The organism is Pseudofrankia inefficax, from assembly GCF_000166135.1.
In the GTDB taxonomy this organism is placed as follows: domain Bacteria; phylum Actinomycetota; class Actinomycetes; order Frankiales; family Frankiaceae; genus Pseudofrankia; species Pseudofrankia inefficax.
Window position 1 is genome coordinate 2,233,850 of the sequence record NC_014666.1, and the last position, 14,455, is coordinate 2,248,304.

14 protein-coding genes and 1 riboswitch are annotated in these 14,455 nt (G+C 73.6%); of the genes, 11 read left to right on the forward strand and 3 right to left on the reverse strand.

Features of this window, described 5'->3' with window-relative positions; genetic code table 11:
- Nucleotides 1–35 precede the first annotated feature (35 nt).
- Nucleotides 36–1,061 carry a 6-phosphofructokinase gene (locus FRAEUI1C_RS09050; protein ID WP_013422995.1) on the forward strand — a complete coding sequence of 342 codons (1,026 nt, stop codon included), beginning with the start codon at nt 36–38 and terminating at the stop codon, nt 1,059–1,061.
- Between the two features lie 250 nt (nt 1,062–1,311).
- Complete coding sequence (locus FRAEUI1C_RS09055; RefSeq protein WP_049806857.1) at nt 1,312–2,703, forward strand: class II 3-deoxy-7-phosphoheptulonate synthase; 1,392 nt, start codon at nt 1,312–1,314, stop codon at nt 2,701–2,703.
- 49 nt (nt 2,704–2,752) lie between these two features.
- Here FRAEUI1C_RS09055 and pknB read toward each other — a convergent pair whose 3' ends face one another.
- Together pknB and FRAEUI1C_RS09065 are read right to left on the reverse strand one after the other, a co-directional pair.
- Entirely contained in the window at nt 2,753–4,750 is a 1,998-nt protein-coding gene (pknB, locus tag FRAEUI1C_RS09060) for a Stk1 family PASTA domain-containing Ser/Thr kinase (protein WP_013422997.1), read from the reverse strand.
- A gap of 25 nt (nt 4,751–4,775) precedes the next feature.
- Nucleotides 4,776–5,801: a transglycosylase SLT domain-containing protein gene (locus FRAEUI1C_RS09065; protein WP_013422998.1), complete on the reverse strand. Its 1,026-nt coding sequence runs from the start codon at nt 5,799–5,801 to the stop codon at nt 4,776–4,778.
- A 155-nt stretch (nt 5,802–5,956) separates the two neighbouring features.
- Nucleotides 5,957–6,071, forward strand: a riboswitch (TPP riboswitch).
- 23 nt (nt 6,072–6,094) lie between these two features.
- Between FRAEUI1C_RS09065 and FRAEUI1C_RS09070 the strand changes: the two genes are divergently transcribed.
- The 9 genes from FRAEUI1C_RS09070 (at nt 6,095) to FRAEUI1C_RS09110 (ending at nt 13,376) form a co-directional block, all read left to right on the forward strand.
- Nucleotides 6,095–6,925, forward strand: coding sequence for a thiazole synthase (locus FRAEUI1C_RS09070; RefSeq protein ID WP_013422999.1), 831 nt, complete (start codon nt 6,095–6,097; stop codon nt 6,923–6,925).
- Entirely contained in the window at nt 6,922–8,064 is a 1,143-nt protein-coding gene (gene thiH, locus FRAEUI1C_RS09075; protein ID WP_013423000.1) for a 2-iminoacetate synthase ThiH, read from the forward strand. The genes FRAEUI1C_RS09070 and thiH overlap by 4 nt, the downstream gene beginning before the upstream one ends.
- A 137-nt stretch (nt 8,065–8,201) precedes the next feature.
- Nucleotides 8,202–9,455, forward strand: coding sequence for an NAD(P)/FAD-dependent oxidoreductase (locus FRAEUI1C_RS09080; RefSeq protein WP_041259100.1), 1,254 nt, complete (start codon nt 8,202–8,204; stop codon nt 9,453–9,455).
- 94 nt (nt 9,456–9,549) lie between these two features.
- The gene (locus FRAEUI1C_RS09085; protein WP_013423002.1) at nt 9,550–11,082 is read left to right on the forward strand and encodes a Gfo/Idh/MocA family protein; all 1,533 of its coding nucleotides are present in this window, start codon (nt 9,550–9,552) and stop codon (nt 11,080–11,082) included.
- A 127-nt stretch (nt 11,083–11,209) separates the two neighbouring features.
- Nucleotides 11,210–11,539: an Rv2175c family DNA-binding protein gene (locus FRAEUI1C_RS09090; RefSeq protein WP_041259102.1), complete on the forward strand. Its 330-nt coding sequence runs from the start codon at nt 11,210–11,212 to the stop codon at nt 11,537–11,539.
- 173 nt (nt 11,540–11,712) lie between these two features.
- The gene (gene thiS, locus FRAEUI1C_RS09095) at nt 11,713–11,880 is read left to right on the forward strand and encodes a sulfur carrier protein ThiS (RefSeq protein WP_232425350.1); all 168 of its coding nucleotides are present in this window, start codon (nt 11,713–11,715) and stop codon (nt 11,878–11,880) included.
- 112 nt (nt 11,881–11,992) lie between these two features.
- Nucleotides 11,993–12,697, forward strand: a complete 705-nt coding sequence (gene thiE / locus FRAEUI1C_RS09100) for a thiamine phosphate synthase (protein ID WP_049807140.1) — start codon at nt 11,993–11,995, stop codon at nt 12,695–12,697.
- Between the two features lie 14 nt (nt 12,698–12,711).
- Nucleotides 12,712–13,077, forward strand: coding sequence for a lycopene cyclase domain-containing protein (locus tag FRAEUI1C_RS09105; protein WP_013423006.1), 366 nt, complete (start codon nt 12,712–12,714; stop codon nt 13,075–13,077).
- Nucleotides 13,074–13,376 (forward strand): lycopene cyclase domain-containing protein, encoded by a 303-nt coding sequence (locus FRAEUI1C_RS09110; protein WP_013423007.1) that lies wholly within the window; start codon nt 13,074–13,076, stop codon nt 13,374–13,376. Before FRAEUI1C_RS09105 ends, FRAEUI1C_RS09110 begins: the two co-directional genes overlap by 4 nt.
- 60 nt (nt 13,377–13,436) lie before the next feature.
- Here the strand turns inward: FRAEUI1C_RS09110 and FRAEUI1C_RS09115 are convergent, their stop codons facing one another.
- On the reverse strand, nt 13,437–14,369 hold the full coding sequence (locus FRAEUI1C_RS09115; protein ID WP_013423008.1) for an SDR family oxidoreductase: 933 nt from the start codon (nt 14,367–14,369) through the stop codon (nt 13,437–13,439).
- Nucleotides 14,370–14,455: the final 86 nt, after the last annotated feature.

A 14,455-nucleotide genomic window follows, 5' to 3' on the forward strand; every position in this document is an offset into this window, starting at 1 on the left:
TCGTCTGGCTTCGCGACGGTGGGAGGCGTAGGGCCGTGAAGATCGGTGTGCTGACGGGGGGCGGCGACTGCCCCGGGCTCAACGCGGTGATCCGCGCCGTCGTCCGCAAGGGCGTCGGCGTGTACGGGCACAGCTTCGTCGGGTTCCGGGACGGCTGGCGCGGTCCGCTGGAGGGCGACACGGTCACCCTCGACATTCCGGCCGTGCGGGGCATCCTGCCGCGTGGCGGCACCATCCTCGGCTCCAGCCGGACGAATCCCTACAAGATCGCGGACGGTCCGGACCGGCTGAGGGCGACCCTGGCCGCGCAGGGCGTGGACGCCATCATCGCGATCGGCGGCGAGGACACCCTCGGGGTGGCGAGCCGGCTGGCGGATGAGGGAGTCCCGGTCGTCGGCGTCCCGAAGACCATCGACAACGACCTCGCCGCCACGGACTACACGTTCGGCTTCGACACCGCGGTGAACATCGCGACCGAGGCCATCGACCGGCTGCACACCACCGCCGAGAGCCACCACCGCGTGCTCATCGTCGAGGTGATGGGACGCCACGCCGGCTGGATCGCGCTGCACAGTGGGATGGCCGGCGGAGCCAACGTCATCCTGATCCCCGAGCGGCCGTTCGACATCGACAAGGTCTGCGCCCACGTCGAGAGCCGGTTCGCCACCCGCTACGCGCCGATCATCGTGGTCGCCGAGGGTGCCACGCCGCTGGCCGGGACGATGTCGGTCAAGGAGGGGGAACGGGACGCCTTCGGTCACGTCCGGCTGCAGGGCATCTCCGGGCTTCTTGAGGCCGAGATCCGGGCCAGGACCGGCCGCGAGTCCCGAGCGACCGTCCTCGGCCACGTCCAGCGCGGTGGCACCCCGACCGCGTTCGACCGCTGGCTCGCGACGAGGTTCGGCCTGCACGCCATCGACGCGATCCACGACGGCGACTTCGGCACGATGACCGCGCTGCACGGCACCCGCATCGACCTCGTCCCGCTGCGCGACGCGGTGGCCGAGTTGAAGACCGTCCCGGAGGACCTCTACGCCGAGGCCGAGGTCTTCTTCGGCTGACCCGGCACTGACGGGAATGTCGTGCGGATCGTCCGCGCCTGGCCCTGCCTCACCCCCAAGGCGCAGCAGCTTGCCCGGCCAGCTGGATGATCGGCGTCTGCGCAGGCAAGTCGGTGCCTCGGATCGGCCTGGCCGGCCAGCGTGGCCTGGTGGCGGTGGTCTCGTGGCGGCCGGCGGAAACCGACGTGAAACGTTCGCGGCCGGCCCGTACCCTGGACGGGTGAGTGAGCTCGGACTAGACAGCGCACCGGTGGCCACCGGCCAGGCCCTTACCGACCAGGCCCACCCGGAGCTGGACCTCTGGCGGACCCTGCCGGCGAAGCAGCAGCCGAACTGGCCGGACCAGGCGGCCCTGCGTGGTGCCTATGCCGAGCTCTCGGCGCTGCCGCCGCTGGTCATCGCCCCCGAGGTGCGGTCGCTCACCGAGCGGCTCGCCGACGTGGCCCGGGGTGAGGCGTTCCTGCTGCAGGGCGGCGACTGCGCCGAGACCTTCGCCGCGAACACCGCCAACAACATCCGCGACAAGGTGAAGACGCTGCTGCAGATGGCGGTCGTGCTCACCTACGGCGCGTCCACCCCGGTGGTGAAGGTCGCCCGGATCGCCGGCCAGTACGCCAAGCCCCGCTCCGCCGACATCGAGACGTCGACCGGCCTGCCGTCCTACCGGGGCGACGCCGTCAACGGCCTGGAGGCGACGCTGGCGGCCCGGCTGCCGGACCCGTACCGGATGGTCTCGGCCTACCACCACAGCGCGGCGGCGCTGAACCTGATCCGGGCCTTCGCGACCGGCGGTTTCTCCAGCCTGAGCCAGGTGCACGAGTGGAACAAGGCGTTCGTGCGCGACTCGGCGGCCGGCCGGCGCTACGAGCTGATGGCGACCGACATCGAGCGGGCACTCGCGTTCATGGCCGCCTGTGGCATCGATCTCGACCGCACCTCGGAGCTCGGCGGCGTCGAGCTCTACACCAGCCACGAGGGCCTGCTGCTGGACTACGAGCGGGCGCTGACGCGGGTCGAGGAGTCGACCGGCCAGGTCTGCGACCTGTCCGCCCACATGATCTGGATCGGTGAGCGCACCCGGGACCTCGACGGCGCGCACATGGAGTTCCTGTCCCGCGTCACGAACCCGATCGGCTGCAAGATCGGCCCGAAGGCGAGCCCCGACGAGGTGCTCGCGATCGCTGAGCGGATCAACCCGGAGCACATCCCCGGCCGGCTCACGCTGATCTCCCGGATGGGCACCGGCCGGGTCAGGGACGCGCTGCCGGCGGTCGTCGAGAAGGTCAACGCGGCCGGCCACCCGGTCGTGTGGGCCTGCGACCCGATGCACGGCAACACCCGCGACGTGGGCGGCGTGAAGACCAGGCACTTCGACGACGTGCTCGACGAGGTGCTCGGCTTCTTCGAGGTGCACAAGGACCTCGGCACCCACCCGGGCGGCCTGCACATCGAGCTGACCGGCGAGGACGTCACCGAGTGCCTCGGCGGCGGCCAGGAGATCGGCGAGGCCGACCTCGGTGGCCGCTACGAGACGGCCTGTGACCCGCGGCTGAACACCAGCCAGGCGCTGGAGCTCGCGTTCCTGGTCGCCGAGATGCTCCAGGCCACCCGGTCCCGCCGGGCCCAGGCCCACACCGAGTAGCCAAGGCCCCGTCCTCGTCCCCGGGCTCGGGGACGAGGACGGGGACCGGTCAGCCGCCGCCCAGGCGGACGTAGACGGTCGAGCCGGATGCGACCGTCTTGCCGGCGTTGGGCGAGGTGGCCGTCACGTTGCCGCCCGAGAAGTTCGACCAGAAGTCCTTCTGCGGGTTGAGCCCGGCGTCGCGCAGGATCTTCTGGGCCTGCGACCAGGACTTGCCCCTGACGTCCGGCACCTGCACCGGCGTGCCGGACTGGTCCACGGTCGACACGCTGAGGGTGACGGTGTCGCCGGCGTTCACCGTCGAGCCGACAGCGGGCGAGACGGCCGCGACGGTGCCCTTGTCCGCGGTGCCGCTCGTGTCGTCGGGTCCTCGCTGAACCTGGAGGTTCATCGCCGCCAGCTCGGCCTTGGCGTCGGCGAAGGACTTCCCGATGACGTCGGCCGGGATGGTCATGCTGGTCTTGCCGCTGCTCACCACGAGGGTGATCTGGCTGGACGGGTCGACCTTCGTGCCGGCGGCGGGATCGGAACTGACGACCATGCCCTCGGCGATGGTGTCGTTGGGCTCGGTCTGCACGCCGCCGGCGCTCAGGCCCGCCTTCTGCAGTTTGACCTGCGCGTCCGCCTGCGACAGCCCGTGCAGGTCCGGCACCGTGACCTGCTGCGGCCCGAGCGACAGGATGATCGTGACCGTGTCCCCGGACTTCACCTGGGCGGTGCCCGACGGGGACTGGCTCACGACGTGGTCCACGGGGATCGCGGTGCTGTACACGGCGGTGCCGAATGCCGCCTTCAGCCCGGCCTGTTTGAGCTCCGAGACCGCGTCCGCCTTCGCCTCGCCGGTGAGCAGCGGTACCTGGTTGCCGCCGCCACCGCCCAGGATCGCCTTGGCACCGACGATCAGCAGGATCAGCACGACCGCGGCAGCGGCCAGACCGAAGACCCATCCCGGTGGGCGTCGCCAGCCGGGCGTGCCGGCGGCGGAGTGGCGCCTGGACTGAGCACCGTAGCCCGGTCCGCCGGGCTCGGCGTCGTAGCCGGTCTCGTCGTAGCCGTCCGTGTCGAAGAAGGGGTCCGGTCCGCCGGCCGCGGGGCGGTCGACCCGGGTCGGCGCGTAGCCGGGCGTCGGCGCCGCGGCCGCGTAGGCGCCCGGGTAGACCGTCGTACCGGCCGGCTCGCTGGGCTCGGCCACGAACGGCGCCACCCGGCGGACCTCGTCGAGCAGCGCGGGGCCGTCCTGCGGCCGCTGGTCGGGCCGGCGGGCCGTCGCCCGCAGGGTCAGGCTGTCCAGCTCCGGCGGGATGCCCGGGACGATCTGGGATGGGGCCGGGATCTCGCTGTGGACCGACTGGTAGGCGACCGACATCGGGGTGGCGCCCGTGTGCGGCAGCTGGCCGGTGAGCATCTCGAACAGCACGACTCCGGCGGCGTAGACGTCGCTGCGGTAGTCGGCGATGCCGTGCGTGACCTGTTCGGGCGCGAGATAGCCGACGGTCCCCATGACGACGCCCTGGGTCAGGGCCTCGGTCGGCTGGGCGAGCGGGCGGGCCAGGCCGAAGTCGGCGACCTTCACCTGGCCGTCGTCGCCGAGCAGGATGTTCTCCGGCTTGATGTCCCGGTGGATGATGCCGGCCAGGTGCGCCGCGGTCAGCGCCTCGGCGACCGCGTCGATGATGTCCAGCGCCTCGAAGGGCATCAGCCGGCCCCGGCTGGCCAGGTACTGGCGCAGCGACCGGCCGCGGACCAGCTCCATGACCAGGTAGTTCAGGATGCCCGCCGGGGTCTGCGCCGAGCCCTGGTCGAGGACCGACACGACCCGCGGGCTGTTGAGCGCGGCGACCGCCCGGGCCTCCCGGTGGAACCGGGCGACGAAGTCGGGCTCGTGCATGAGGTTGGGATGCATCACCTTGAGGGCGACCATCCGGTCGAGACGATTGTCGTGCGCGATGTAGACCGTCGCCATACCGCCGACGGCTAGACGCTCCTGGGCGGTGTATCGGCCGTCCAGGAGGCGACCGATGACGGGGTCGGCAACCGTGGCATCCACCCGGCCAGTGTACGATTACGCCCTCTTACGTGAACTTCGCCTGCCGTGCGGTGACCTTGGCGACGTAGACCGCGGTGTCGGGAAAGAACCCGGACCGTCGCACTGAGTCAAGACCTTGGTAATAGGCGCCGATGGCGATCGGAAGATTCGATGACGTCGCGGCCAGCAGGTATCGCAGGAAAGCCACGCCACCGGTGATGTTCTCGGCCGGGTCGGTCCGGTCGATCGGCTGGCCTAGCTGGGCCGCGAGCCAGCGCGCCGTGCGCGGCATCAGCTGCATGACGCCGACCGCCCCGGTCCGGCTCACCGCCCCCGGGTTGAAGCTGGACTCGACGGAGGCGACGGCGAGCGCCAGCGCCGGGTCGAGGCCCTGCCGGGCCGCCTCGGCCCGGACCAGCGCCTGGATCGCCGCCACCCGCGCGCTCACACCCGAGACCGCGTCCCCGGTGCTGGCCGCGCTCGCGCCACCGGCCGGCGGCCCGCTCGGCGCCGCCGCGCCCGTTCCCGCGCCTGCCGTCTGATCTCCGGCCGACCCGCCCGTGGCCGCGGTGCCGGGGGACAGGAGCAGGACCTGCCCGATCCGCAGGCCGTCACCCGGGTCCAGGCCGTTCTGGGCCGCGAGGTCGTCGACGCTCTGCCCGGTCCGCGCGGCCAGCAGCGAGAGCGACTCGCCTGCCTGGACGACGTGCCCGCCGGGCGGCTGCGTCGGCGGCGGCGCCCCGGCTGCGCTCGGCCCGGCGGCGTCGGAACCGGCGTCAGCACCGGAGCCGGGCAGGTAGAGCAGGTCGCCGATGCCCAGGCCGTCGTCCGTCAGGCCGTTCATGGCCCGGATCCGGTCGACCGTCGTGCCGTGCCGTGCCGCGAGCGCCCACAGCGAGTCTCCGGCGCCGACCCGGTACGGACCCCAGCCGCCGCCGGCGGACGCACCACTGACCGCGGCGACGAGCAGGACGCCGGCCACCAGCCCGGCGCCCCGAGCCGTGGCTCGGCCCGGTCGGCGGGCCGAGCATCCCGGCGTCTCGGGCCGCGCAAGGAGACTTCGTGGTCGCATGCGTTTCCTTCCGGCTTCGGTCCGTAACGACCGACAGTGACGGACGGAATACACAACGACAAGATCATTAAACCTGCCTGGCGTGATCCGCCCGTTCCTCCGGCAGCCGGGCGATGCCGGGCTTCGCTTCGCTCGCCCCGTTGGACCTACAATCCGGATCCGACCCGGGGAGCCCGTGGATGACGGGCTGAGAGGCTGACCAGGAACCGCCAGCGACCCGTAGCACCCGATCGCGGTCATGCGCGCGTGGGGAGGGGATTGCGATCACTAGTACCTCGTCTGTCCTGGCCGGGCTGCCCGGCGGCGACGATCCGCTTCGGATCGCCGGGCAGGACTTCGGCAGCCGGCTGCTGGTCGGGACCGGGAAGTTCGGCAGCCACCAGGTGATGCGCGACGCCCTCGTCGCGAGCGGGGCCGAGATCGTCACGGTCGCGCTGCGCCGGGTGGACCTCGACCGGGCCGGCGAGGGCGACGTCCTGGACTTCGTGCCGCCGGACATGACGCTGCTGCCGAACACCTCGGGCGCCGTCAACGCCGAGGAGGCACACCGGCTGGCCCGCCTCGGCCGGGCCGCGGTCGGCACCGGCCTGGTCAAGCTGGAGGTCACCCCCGACCCCCGCACCCTGGCGCCCGACCCGGTGGAGACGCTGCGGGCCGCCGAGCTGCTCGTCGCCGACGGCTTCACCGTGCTGCCCTACTGCCCGGCCGACCCCGTGCTGGCCCGGCGGCTGGAGGAGGCCGGCTGCGCGACGGTCATGCCACTGGGCAGCTGGATCGGCTCGAACCGCGGCCTGCGGACCCGGGATGCCCTGGAAGTGATCATCGAGGCGGCCGGGGTCCCGGTCGTCGTCGACGCGGGGATCGGTGTGCCCTCGGACGCGGCCGAGGCGATGGAGATCGGGGCCGCCGCCGTCCTGGTCAACACCGCGATCGCGGTCGCCGCGGACCCGGTGGCGATGGCCCGGGCGTTCGCGCTCGCCACCCTCGCCGGCCGGCTCGGCTACCGGGCCGGTCGCGGCACGGTCGGCACCGCGACCAGGGCCGAGGCGTCCTCCCCGCTCACCGGTTTCCTTGGTGCCGCGACCGCAGGGGCTGCCGCGACGGCCGGGCTGGTCGCGCCGTGAGCGCGGCGCCCGGCGAGTTCGCGGCGGTCCTCGCCGGTCTCGACCTGCCCGGGCTGGCCGCGCGCGGGCTGCGCGCCGACGACGCCGCCGTGAGTGCCACGCTCGCGAGCGCCCGCGCGGGCGACCGGCTCACGCTGTCCGACCTCGCCGTGCTGCTCTCGCCGGCCGCGACCGCCCGGCTGGAGGAGCTCGCCCAGCTGGCCAGGGAGACGACGCTGCGCCGGTTCGGCCGCGCGGTCCGGCTGTTCGCCCCGCTCTACGTCTCCAACGAGTGCCTGTCGTCGTGCACCTACTGCGGCTTCTCCAAGGGCCTGCCGGTGGTGCGCCGGACACTGTCCCCGGACGAGACCGAGGCCGAGGCGCGGCTGCTCGCCGAGCGCGGTTTCCGCCACCTGCTGCTCGTCTCCGGCGAGCACCGGATCGAGGTCTCGGCCGACTACCTCGTGTCCGTCGTCGAGCGGCTGTCCCCGCTGTTCCCGGCGATCTCGATCGAGACGCAGACCTGGTCGGACGACACCTACTCCCGGCTGGTCGCCGCCGGCCTCGTCGGCGCCGTCCACTACCAGGAGACCTACGACCGGGACCGCTACCGCGAGGTGCACGTCGCCGGCTGGAAGCGTGACTTCGACCGGCGGCTGTCCTCGTTCGAGCGGGCCGGTGCCGCGGGCGTGCGCCGGCTCGGGCTCGGCGTGCTGCTCGGCCTCGCCGTCGACTGGCGCGCCGACGTGCTCGCCCTGGCCGCGCACGCGACGTTTCTCGGCCGCCGGTTCTGGCGGACCGAGGTGATGGCCGCCCTGCCGCGGATCCGCCCGAACGCGGCCGGCTTCCCCCCGGTGGTCGTCGTCGACGACGCCGAGTTCGTCCAGGCCCACGCCGCCCTGCGCCTCTACGAGCCGGACCTGGACCTCTCCCTGTCCACCAGGGAGCCCGCGCCCATGCGCGACGGCCTGGCCCGGATCGCCGTGACCACCATGAGCGCCGGCTCGTCGACCGAGCCCGGTGGCTACGGCACCCCCGGCGAGGCCGGCGAACAGTTCTCGATCAGCGACGAACGCCCGCCCGCCGAGGTAGCCGCCGTCCTCGTCGCCGCCGGCTACGACCCCGTCTGGAAGGACGCCTTCCCGCTGGTGGGCACGTAGCAACTCGTGGCGACAGCTCGGTCGCGGGGTGCTCGCCGGTCGGTCACGGTGCGGCGCCGGTGATCTCGATGCGCGCCAGTGTGACGGGCGAAGCTAAGCCAGGCTTGATAAGGGGACGCTCCGATAGCCTGCGGCCTATGGAACGCGTTGTGGTGGTGGGAGCCGGACTGGCCGGTGGGCGGACCGTCGTCGAGCTCCGCGAGCAGGGGTATGCCGGCCAGATCACCCTGGTCGGGGCCGAGGAGCACCTCCCGTACGACCGGCCGCCCCTGTCCAAGGCCGTGCTGACCGGGCGGACCGACAACACCCAGCTTCCGTACGGCCTGGACGAGCTGGACGGCGTCGAGCTGCTGCTCGGCCAGCCCGCGACCGGGCTCGAGCCCGGCACGGTGCACACCACCGCGGGCCCGGTCAACTACGACGGACTGGTCATCGCCAGCGGCTCGGCGCCGATCCGGCTGCCCGGCAGCGACAACCAGCGCCTGCTGCGCACCATCGACGAGGCGCGCGCACTGCGGGAGACGCTGCGCCCGGGGCTGCGCCTGGTCATCGTCGGCGCGGGCTGGATCGGCGCGGAGGTCGCGACCGTCGCCGCCAAGCTCGGCGCCGAGGTGACCGTCGTCGAGGGAGCGAGCCACCCGCTGCTCCCGCTCGGGCCGGCGGTCGGCGGTCACGCCGTCTCCTGGTACGCCGAGGCCGGCGTCACCCTGCGGCTCGACGCGATGGTCGACAAGATCGGCGAGGACGGTCTGCTGCTGCGCGGCGGCGAGTTCCTGCCAGCCGACGAGATCGTCGTCGGCGTGGGCGTGCGCCCGGACGTCGGCTGGCTCGGCGGGACGCTGCTCGTCGAGGGCGGCGTCGTCGCCGACGAGCACCTGTTGGCCAGCTGGGCGGGCGACGTCGCCGGCGCCGCTGGCTCCCCGCCGGTGGTCGCCGTGGGCGACTGCTCGGCCTGGTGGTCGGCCCGCTACGACCAGCGGATGCACGTCGAGCACTGGGACGCGGCCCAGTCCGCCCCGGCGGTGGCCGCCAGTACGCTGCTCGGCCTGGCCGCCGGTACGCCCGTCGCCGAGCTGCCGACGTACAACCCGGTGCCCTACTTCTGGTCGGAGCAGTTCGGCCGGATGGTCCAGTTCGCCGGCCTGCCGGCGCAGGGCGACGAGCTGGTGTTCCGCGGTGACCCGACCGCCCAGCGCACCCCGGAGATGAAGAAGGCCCCGGGCTGGTCGGCCGGCTGGTTCGCGGCCGACGGGACGCTTTCGGCGCTGGTGACGGTGGTCCGGCCGATCGACATGGTCGCCGGGCGCCGGCTGCTCGCCTCCGACACCAAGCCCGATCAGGCGCAGTTCGCCGACGTCAGCGTCCCGCTGAAATCCCTGCTGCCGGAGTAATCGGCCACGGACCGGCTACCTGGACGATAGGGTCGAGCCTGCCCATCGGCCCCGTTGGCGGGCGGATTTGAGCTTGTCACTAGAGTCTGGCGCTGTGCCGCGCATTCACCTGGTCTCCAACCTGCCTGGGGTGGGCGCCCTCGGTGACCACCTCCGGGCCGCTGGGCTCGGGCCCACCTCGGCCCGCTCCGCCGACGCCCTGCTGGTCCTCATCGACCGGCCACTGGACTCCGTCGAGCAGGAGCTACTCGACCGCGCGCGGCAGTCGGTCCCCGTACTGCTCGCCGGGCCCACGGTCCGCGCCCTGCCCGTCGACAGCCCGCTGGTGGAGGCCTCCGGCCTGATCCCGGGCCGCGCGGTCCCGCCGCATGTGCTGGCCCTGTCCACGGGGCCGGACGGCGGGCAGGTGGCGGCGCGGATGGGCGAGTTCCGCCCGTACGACAGCTGGGTGCTGCCCGACAAGATCGCCGACGACGTCGAGCGGCTGCTGCTCGTGCGCCACGAGATGGCCGAGTACCCGGTCTGCACCTGGCGGCCGTCCACCGGCCTCGGCATGTTCACGCTCGGGACCACGGCCTCCACGCTCGCGGACCCCGGGTATCACCGGCTGGTCGGCCGCTGGCTGCGGCACGCCCTCGGCGTCAGCGACGCGGGCCCGATCGGCGTCGGCCTGCTCGCCACCCCGACGACGTCCGCCGTTCACCAGGCGGCCCTCGACGCCACCGAGGGCCTGAACCTGGTGGCCGTCAGCGGCAGCCAGCCCGGCCCCGACGGCACCGTCCGCGGTTACGCCGAGGCCGACGACCTGGTCGCCGACCCCGACGTCCGCCTCGTCGTGGTCGGCACCCAGAACAACAGCCGGGCCCAGTGGGCGAGCCGCGCGCTGGAGGCCGGCAAGGACGTCGTCATCGCCGCCCCGTTCGCGCTGTCCACCCAGGAGGCCGACGACCTGGCGCTGCTCGCCGCGGCCCGCTCGTCGGTGGTGGTGATGTATCCGGAGCGGCGCGAGGACCCGGCCTACCAGAGCCTGCGGGCCGCGGTCCGGCGCGGCGCCATCGGCGACGTCTTCTCCGTCGAGGCGACCTACGGCGGGTTCAACCGTCCGGCCGGCGGCTGGCGCGACGACGAGCGCACCAGTGGGGGCCTGATCCACGAGCGCGGCTTCGCGCACCTCGACTGGGTGCTCGACCTGGTCGACGAGCCCGTCGAGACGGTGGTCGCGACCACCCACAAGCGCGTCTGGCACCACGTCACCAACGCCGACCACGCCCGCATCCTGCTGCGCTTCGCGGACGGCGCCGAGGCGCACCTCGTCCTGTCCGACGTGCTGCCGACGCCGACCGCCCGGCTGCGGGTGCTCGGCACCGCCGGCGCGCTGTCGGCCGACGCTCTGTCCCCCGACGGCCGGGCCGGCGCGCTGACGCTGGTCACCCACGACGGCACCACGACCCAGCTGCCGCTTCCCGCCGCGGCCGGGTCACCGTTCTACCGGGATCTCGCGGACGCCCTGCTGTCGGGCTGGCCGCTGAACCCCTACCGGGTGGAGACGGCCCGCAAGGTCGTCGCCGTCGCCGAGGCGGCCACCCGGTCCGCGGCCGCCGGCGGCGTCCAGATCGGCCCCGCCTGACGCGGGCGCCCAGGCCGCGGCCCTTTGGTTGTTGTTGCGGGACGTTGGGGGTCACGGCTGCATGAACGCGTCAATCGGAAGTACGCACGGCCTTGAGGAGACGTCCACGTCCTGTTTAATCTTGACCATGGACAACTGGTTGCCGCTGCCCGATGTCGCCGAGGCGCTGGGCGTCCCGGTCACCCGGGTGCGCCAGCTCGTGCGGGAGGGCGGCCTGCTCGCTCGTCGCCAGGACGACGGCATTCTGCGGATCCCGGCTGGCTTCATCCACGGGGACGCCGTCACGAAGGGCCTCTCCGGCACGTTGACGCTGCTGGCCGACGCCGGTTTCTCGCCGGACGAGGCCATCGACTGGCTGATGCGGGAGGACCCGAGCCTTCCCGGCACCCCGCTGCAGGCGCTGCGGGACAACCGCGGCCGGGAGGTCAAGCGCCGGGCTCAGGCGCTCGCCTTCTAGGGGCATCCCCCTTCTAGGGGCCTCCGTCTTCTAGGGGCCTCCGTCAGCCGGGCGCCCGCGGGCCCGGCGCGCGTAGGGTCCGAAGGGTGGTCGATGCGTCTGTGGCTGGAGCGCCTGGAACGAGTGGCCCTCGCGCGGTTGTCGACGTCGTCGTGAACGGTCGGGAGCGGCAGGTGCCGGACGGGCAGCCGTTGCCCGAGCTGATCGTCGAGCTCGGGCTGCGCGTCGGCTCCGTCGTCGTCGAGTACAACGGCGAGGCGCTCACGACGGCCGAGGGCCGCGCGGTGCTGCTGCGGGCCGGCGACCGGCTGGAGCTGGTCCGGGCGGTGGCCGGTGGCTGACGACCTGACCGACCTGACCGGTCTCGCCGGCGACGCCGAGCTCGACGAGCCGGCGGCGCGACAGACGGGCCCGTCCGCGCTGGACGTGATCGCCGAGCAGGCGATCGTGGACTTGGCGCTGGCCGAGGCGCCCGACGGGGCACCGCTGGCGCGGGCCGAGCGCCTGGCCCGGCTCGCCGACGCGCGGCTCTATCTGTGCACCCCGCGCCAGCCGGCCTTCGACGCGTTCCTCGACGGCGTGCTCGCGCCGGCCGGGGGGCCGGGGGTCGATCTGATCCAGCTGCGCGAGAAGGGGCTGGAATGGCGAGCCGAGGCGGCGGCACTGGGCCGGATGGTCGCCGCCGGCCGCCGTCACGGCGCCCTGGTGAGCGGTAACGACCGGGCCGATCTGGCCTCGGTGGCCGGCGTCGACATCCTGCACGTCGGCCAGGACGACATCCCGCCCGCGACGGCCCGCCGGCTGCTCGGGCCCGACGTGATCATCGGGCTGTCGACGCACGACGAGGACCAGCTCGCCGCGGCGATCGAGGACCCGGACGTCGACTACTTCTGCGTAGGCCCGGTCTGGCCCACGCCCACGAAGGAGGGCCGGCCCGGTGTCGGGCTGGGGCTGGTCGCCACGGCCGTCGCCGCCGCGCCGCCGTTCGCGCCCGGCGCCAAGCCCTGGTTCGCGATCGGCGGCATCGACGCCGAACGTCTCGACGAGGTGCTCGCGACCGGCGCCCGGCGGGCGGTCGTGGTCCGGGCCATCACCGGCGCCGCCGACCCGGCCGCGGCCGCCGCCGCGCTGGCCGGCCGGCTGCGCGCCGCCGGCTAGCCCGCGGCTGCCGCGTGCGGCACCTGACCTACCTCGCGGTGCTGGCCGTCTGCCTGCTGGGCACGGCGCCGCTGGAGATCCTGCTGCGGACCCGGGTCTACGCCCGCTGGCGGCGCCTCGTGGCCACGCTCGTGCCGGTGCTGGTGGTCTTCGCCGGCTGGGACCTCTACGCGGTCGCGCGCCGCCAGTGGACGTTCGACGCCAGGAGCATCACCGGAATCCGGCTGCCCGGCGGCCTGCCGCTGGAGGAGGTCCTGTTCTTCGTCGCCGTGCCGGTGTGCGCGGTGCTCACGCTGGAGGCCGTCCGCGCCCGCCGGCCCGGCTGGCTCGTCGGCGACGAGCCGGCCCAGGGGGACGCGCCCGGGGACGAGGCGCGGTGAGCTACACGGCGCTCGCGGTCGCCGGGGTGGTGCTGGCGGTCGCGGCGGACCTGGGGGTGTTCCGGGTGCGGCTCGTGCGCCGGAAGGCGTTCTGGACCGCCTACGCGATCATCGTCGGCTGCCAGCTGGCCGCGAACGGGGTGCTCACCGGGTTCGGCGTCGTGCGCTACGACCCGGGCACGATCCTCGGCCCGAGGCTGGTCTTCGCGCCCGTCGAGGACCTGCTCTTCGGCTTCGCCCTGGTCCTGTGGACCCTCGACTGGTGGGTCTGGTGGGGCCGGCGCGCGCTCGGGCGCTGACCTCGCGGCGTGGCCGGCGCCGGGCACTGGGCCCGGCGCCGGCCACGAGCCGGCCGCGGCCTACCGGCGGTTGCCCTGCATGTCCGCGTTGGTGGCGGCCTTGGCGACCAGGTCGGGGATGACCTCGCCGAGCTCGCCCGGCTCCCACTTGCCCTGGCGGTCCACCGACGGGCCGTTCACCCAGCCCTCGGCGACGCTGATGAAGCCGCCGGCGACCGAGAACACCCGCCCGGTGACGGCGCTCGACTGCGGCGAGCCGAGCCACACGACCAGCGGCGAGATGTTCTCCGGGCCGAGCGGGTTCCAGGCCTCGTCCTGGCTGGCCTCCCTGGCGTCCTCGTCCTGCTTCTTGACGAAGCCGAGGTCCTCGGTCATCCGGGTCAGCGCGGTCGGCGCGATCGCGTTCACGGTGACCCCGTAGCGGCTCAGCTCCATGGCGGCGATGACGGTGAACGCGGCGATGCCGGCCTTGGCCGCGCCGTAGTTCGTCTGCCCGACGTTGCCGAAGATGCCCGACGGCGACGAGGTGTTGATGATGCGGGCGTCGTTCGCCTCGCCGGCCTTGGACCGGTCCCGCCAGTAGGCGGCGGCGTGGTGCGCCGGGCCGAAGGTGCCCTTCAGGTGCACCTTGATGACCGCGTCCCACTCGGCCTCGGTCATGTTCGTCAGCATCCGGTCGCGCAGGATGCCGGCGTTGTTGACCACCACGTCCAGGCCGCCGAACGTGTCGACCGCGGTCTGGATCAGGGACAGGCTGCCGTCCCAGGTCGAGATGTCCTCGGTGTGCGCGACGGCCTCACCGCCGGCCGCCTTGATCTCCTCGGCGACGGCCTGGGCCGGGCCGGCGGAGGCACCCGTGCCGTCCCGGGAGCCACCCAGGTCGTTGACGACGACCTTCGCGCCCTCGGCGGCGAACGCGAGCGCGTGCTGGCGGCCGATGCCACCGCCCGCCCCGGTGATGACGACGATGCGCCCCTCGCAGATCCCGCTCATGCCCGGACTCCCTCAGTCACGTGTCTTCTGTTCGTCCTCGCCACATACCGATCATGCGCCCGGACGGCTGGCGGCCGAGCGCTGCG